Annotated in this window: 6 protein-coding genes and 1 CRISPR repeat array; of the genes, 1 reads left to right on the top strand and 5 read right to left on the bottom strand. The window is 44.6% G+C overall.

What is annotated here, in order from left to right; all coding sequences use genetic code 11:
• The coding region (locus ACFPXP_RS08545) for an IS3 family transposase (protein WP_379893747.1) at positions 1-84 on the top strand (84 nt) is incomplete at its 5' end.
• 51 nt (positions 85-135) lie between these two features.
• Positions 136-1124: a CRISPR direct-repeat array (repeat unit 34 nt; unit sequence ATTTCAATCCACGCACTCACGTGGAGTGCGACAC).
• 195 nt (positions 1125-1319) lie between these two features.
• Here ACFPXP_RS08545 and cas6 read toward each other — a convergent pair.
• From cas6 to ACFPXP_RS08520, 5 genes are all read right to left on the bottom strand, one after another.
• The gene (cas6, locus tag ACFPXP_RS08540; RefSeq protein WP_379893809.1) at positions 1320-2192 is read right to left on the bottom strand and encodes a CRISPR system precrRNA processing endoribonuclease RAMP protein Cas6; all 873 of its coding nucleotides are present in this window, start codon (positions 2190-2192) and stop codon (positions 1320-1322) included.
• Entirely contained in the window at positions 2192-3004 is an 813-nt protein-coding gene (locus ACFPXP_RS08535) for a hypothetical protein (RefSeq protein WP_379893808.1), read from the bottom strand. Before ACFPXP_RS08535 ends, cas6 begins: the two co-directional genes overlap by 1 nt.
• Positions 2982-3992, bottom strand: a complete 1011-nt coding sequence (locus tag ACFPXP_RS08530; protein WP_379893807.1) for a hypothetical protein — start codon at positions 3990-3992, stop codon at positions 2982-2984. Before ACFPXP_RS08530 ends, ACFPXP_RS08535 begins: the two co-directional genes overlap by 23 nt.
• Position 3993: 1 nt before the next feature.
• The gene (locus ACFPXP_RS08525) at positions 3994-4710 is read right to left on the bottom strand and encodes an RAMP superfamily CRISPR-associated protein (protein ID WP_379893806.1); all 717 of its coding nucleotides are present in this window, start codon (positions 4708-4710) and stop codon (positions 3994-3996) included.
• Positions 4707-5481 (bottom strand): hypothetical protein (locus ACFPXP_RS08520; protein ID WP_379893805.1); only part of this gene is annotated, 775 nt, incomplete at its 5' end. The genes ACFPXP_RS08520 and ACFPXP_RS08525, both read right to left, overlap by 4 nt.

The raw sequence follows: 5481 nt of genomic DNA, 5'->3' as shown, positions 1-5481 counted from the left end.
TTCTATAATGGAAAAAGAATCCACTCCTCTATAGGGTATTTCACTCCAAATCAATACGAACGTATGTTTCATCCGGCTGCGTAATTCTCTCGATTTTATGTGTCCAATCTATTGACAGAGGTCCAAGTCTCAGCGATTTCAATCCACGCACTCACGTGGAGTGCGACTTTTTCAGAAATTATTGAAAGGAGAAGTGACCAGCAAGATTTCAATCCACGCACTCACGTGGAGTGCGACAATCAATGATAGGATCACAAAACTGGAAAAGGAATTAATTTCAATCCACGCACTCACGTGGAGTGCGACATGGGGATTGAGAAGATGCTGCAGGAGCTGCAAGCATTTCAATCCACGCACTCACGTGGAGTGCGACGAGCAATATACAAATCTTGTATAGCGGCTGGGAATTTCAATCCACGCACTCACGTGGAGTGCGACGCTGAAGCAAGAACGATGGTAAATCAGGCGTTGCAATTTCAATCCACGCACTCACGTGGAGTGCGACTATTGCTCGTTCTTTTGGAATTAAACATGTGGGGTATTTCAATCCACGCACTCACGTGGAGTGCGACACAAGAAATTCGATGGGAAGTAAGGGGAGGACGAAAATTTCAATCCACGCACTCACGTGGAGTGCGACACCACGGGATGGAGACAGTACGGCGAAATGATAACGATTTCAATCCACGCACTCACGTGGAGTGCGACACTCGAAAGGCGGGGGCGGCATCGGCGTCTACGTCGGATTTCAATCCACGCACTCACGTGGAGTGCGACACCCGGACAAATTGCGTGGCACAATGGTAATAATCCCAATTTCAATCCACGCACTCACGTGGAGTGCGACACGAAACAAACTGCTCACTTGGGCAATGCGTAATGCATTTCAATCCACGCACTCACGTGGAGTGCGACACTGAAAATGTTCGATTTCCCTTATCAGATATTTTACATTTCAATCCACGCACTCACGTGGAGTGCGACACGTGCGGCTGGCTCTCGGCACGCTACAGACCGGATGATTTCAATCCACGCACTCACGTGGAGTGCGACACAGATTAGTGAGAGGAGGTGAGAGAGTGAGCAAACAATTTCAATCCACGCACTCACGTGGAGTGCGACACAGCGCGCCTTCTAACCCCTTGCCCAGCAAGGCATCATAGGGCCAAAAGTGCGAACCTATTTTTAGAGTACTATAAATGCCCATGGTTTTCCACCCGAAATGCTGTAAACCCTTGCGGGGCGCGGGGTGCGAACCTCCCAGGGATTTTATGTTCACTTGGGGTTCGCACCGCGATTCTCAAATTGGATCTTTCCACCTATCCAAGTACAACATCAACTTGACCGCAGCCAAAGGTAACATTTCGCCCTATATGCAGGCATCGTGCGGCATATAGCCATGGAGCAAAATGATACATTTCCCCTTCGAACGTCATCGCTCCGAGCAAGCCGCTCAAATCCATTTTTATATGTCTCCTATTAGAATATCGGCTCATTTCGCTCCAGTATAAGCCCGAGGAAGTCGTATGTACCGAGCTCGACAACTCGCATATGTGAGCTGCTGCATCGGCTTGCACATGTCCGCCATACCTGTCCGTTAATGCCGCAACTCTTCTTGTAATGCTCCGAATAATCGTTGGAAAGTCGACTTCTCTCAATTGCTCCCCGGCCCGGCGTATCCGAAGTGGCGTTAACAAATGAATGGAACATCTGGAGACCCCTTTTTGTTCCTGGGTCGCAAGCATGTTAGAGACGGTTGATTCCGTATAAACTCTACAAGAATGCCAAATCGTTTCTAATCTATCGGCCTGCAAAATATCCACAAGCTCAAACTTTTTCCTCTCAGCCCCGATCTCAAAGTAGGGAACGCTAGCCATCGAGTCGATCACACTTTTTGTATAATTCGCGGCCCTGCCTAACAGAATGAATTTAAAGCAAAGCATATCTCCTTCATTGTAGATCCCTTGATATCTGGGCGGTTCCAAGATATAAGGGTTTACAATGTCCTGTTTCCCGCATCCATACCTGCGGTTTTCAAAAATATATTGATAAGCCTCAACATTCGTGGATAGTATCCATCCCATCACACCATGAAGCGTAGAACCGAGGTAACGCGGCAATCGTACGGTTTCGCGGCATTTTAATCGAATAAGCAACGGCATGTATGGCAGTGAAAACAACTCTAAATTCATCACGGCTGCTCCAATGTTACTTTAATCAGGCCGTAGGGTAGTCCCTTTGTCTTATCCAGATAAATCGCGCTGTTATATTCATCCCAATCATCCCTATCTGATATAACAGAAAGCGTAAGTCCTTTGTAGCCGCCAAGTATTAATAGAAAGTTATTGCTGCTGTCATCTTGCGGTTCATTCAGGATCGCTTGGATGTTATTCTTCATCTCACTCAAAATGGGTTGATCCTCTATTTTCACCTGCTCATATTTCCGGTTGATTCTTTGAACCAGCTGACCAAGCTTAATTCTCGCAGCTTGATCTGCCTCTTTAAAATAATGTTTTGGTTCTGGTTTTGATTTTGTCTCAATACAAAACAGTTCCCCGGAATGCTCCGAGTCTGCTCTAAGCATCTCAATAGCAACGTTGGGGAAGAACTCATCGATATAATATTTATTATTTTCCGAATCTTGCTGAACTTTAGTTAAATGGTATAGCTGAATATCCTCGCTCTTCACTCTGATATCATCTACCATCAACGAGCATCTATCTATATTAGTGCAGTTTAGAGTTAAAGCCCCCTTTATAGAGGAACCCGGAATATAATATTGTGTCTCTGCAGGCGCGTAACGGGGATATGTCCCATACTGATAAAACGGATAAATGATATTAACCCTGCCCTTGTTCAAATGTTCGGAAGCTTGCTGCCCCAAATCTTCCTGCGCGAAATCGCCCGCCGATTCATAGAATCCTTGATGATCCCTCGGGGACAGAGCCAGCGTCGACAAAGTCCTTATCCGATACTTATATTTACGAGGTAGCTGTGCCTTCATGCTGCTCCCTCCTATCTAAGTGAATTGGCATTAGACAGGCGTTTCCAAACACAATATCTCTTTGTTTGTTAAATGGTGATGGGATCGATCGACCAGCTTTTTTCCAACCTTCCCTCGCAAAAACAATGCTGCCTGCATCAATGAAACTAATAAACTTACCTGAATGCTCCTTGTCCCATCCTCCTGCAGAATCATAAGGGCGCCGCTCGGAGGTATACAGCTTCAGCGAAGACTTATCGAAATCGAGCGCCCGAGGCAAAAGCATCCCCAGATTCAAATAGGTACTCGTCTGTCCAGTCAAATCCCATGTTTCTGAATGTACGCGATCCACTACAAATGTATTGAAGCCTTGCGATGCTCTTGCCCCTAGGAAAAAACGTCTCTTACTCTCCTCAGCACGGCGCAGGGCATCCAGCAATTTATCACTCTCCGCACACTTGTCGGTGCATACGTAAAACGAAAATTTAGTAACGACCTCCCTTTTTTGTTCAGCCTGTACTTCGATGACGTTAACTTCAGGTACAGAATATACATTGGGATCAAGCCCTGGCAGATCATACTTGATGCTGTCAATCGCCGCATGGATCTGTTGGGAGGACTGTATAGAGGCAAAAGGATAAAGATGGTTGGCATGGTTCGGATTTTTTATTGCTTTGTAAATATCCCCCAACTTCATAAAGGAGCGCTTCTTTATCGCTTGATAGGTCTTTTTATCTTTCCCGCGATTAGACTGATCGGATGGCTGTCCAGCCAATTGGTCCAGTAAGTAAGTTTGCGGCATAGGAAAATAAGCGCGAGGCAGCATGTTGGACAAGGAGAGATACAACTCCCCGTCCCTGATCTTTGAAACCAGCAACGTTGCTTGTTCAGAAGAATATTGCTCTGCATACATATAAATTAACGCGCCAAATATTTTTTGAGAATCAGGAAGCTGGGTCAGCCGGCCTGTTAGCGACATCTCTACTTTATACGTTACAGTATCCGTCAAATCAATCGCCCTCCCGGCTCACATCTACCTGTATTCTGCCGTATCCCCGGCTTCCGGAATTACCCAAGCGATATATCCCGGTATTAAACTGATAGATGGCATTCTCTATAAATCGTGCAATAACATCCGTTGACACGGCTAATTGATTGAGCATGTAAAAATGAATCTCCCCCGAAAACTCCACGCCTGGACGTACCGTTTTATAAGTACGAGGATTGGCGACTACATTCGGATCTTCCTGAGGTTCGCTGACTTTTACCGAGTTTTTCGAGTCTATAGAGAACGGATCAACATCGCCAGTTTCTATAAGTCGCAAATCATTAAAGATTAGTTTCGGCGTATGATTAAATCCTTCCATTCCAAACAAGTACTCTGCCGATGCATTATGGATCGCTTCTTCCAAACGCTTCTCGACCCTTCGGAAACGCTCATCCTTGTCTCTCATTTCTTCAATCCGGGGTAAATTCTCTCGCTTTTTGGAGCGCAGATACTCTCGATAAGCTTCCGTTATCAGCTTTGCTTCTGCAGAGCTTCCAGCCAAATCCCTGACAATTCTTCTCAAGCTCCCTTTGAAGGAGGATGCCGGAATATAGGGCTTGTCATTATAGTCAGTGACGGTAAACAGATCAATGCCACCGATCTCGAATGTGCTCGGGGAACCACCTATAAACAGATTCGAAAGTGTTGTCACTTTCAAATGAATCGTATGCACGCTCATTTTCTAACCCCTTTCTGTCCTCTATAGTTTTTGGTCCGGTGTTTATTTCTATTGCTCTGATGTTTATCATTTTTATCCGAATACAAAGTTCGGTATCGTATGGATAGCTCGTTCAATCGATAGAAAATAAGTAAGGAATCTATATAATCATCCGTCCAAAGTTTGGTTTGGACACTGGCGCTCCGAAAAGCTTCTTTATCGAAGAACAATCCTGGTGGGGCTTTCTTTTCTAATTCTCTTTGGGCCTCCAACTTTTCCATATCTTCTTTCGACCGATCATTCACTGACTGAAGCATCTCAGCAACTGTCCCGATCCGGTTCTTGTCCATTTTTTTGAAGCGATGGAACATTGAGCTAGATATACGTAACCTTCGATAAATATCAACACTTGATCCATTAGGAGCGGTATAACTATCAGACATCGCAAAAAAATTGCGGAATTGGTGAATATCATACTCCTTAATTGTGTTTCCTTCCTTCAAAGAACCATATAGGCTTTGATGATACAAATACTTCAAGGTTTTATTAAACAAAGTAGCTCTAATCTTCTTTTTATTAAAATCAGACTTCGCAAGCTTGATCGTATCACCAGTAATCACAAAACGCGAATCGGAAAATAGCAGCAGCATACGTACATACCCTTTGAGAGTGTAAAATAAATTGTGTAAACTCCTAAACCAAGCTAATCTAGTAATAGACATCAGGAGGCAGGAGAACACAACATGAGCATGTTTACGAAGGAACAACTTAGACAATTCATTAGTGAGAATA

Origin of the sequence: Marinicrinis lubricantis (assembly GCF_042658665.1) — a bacterium.
GTDB lineage: Bacteria > Bacillota > Bacilli > Paenibacillales > KCTC-33676 > Marinicrinis > Marinicrinis lubricantis.
Note: the sequence above shows the minus strand (reverse complement) of the source record. Positions and strands in the feature narration are given on the sequence as shown.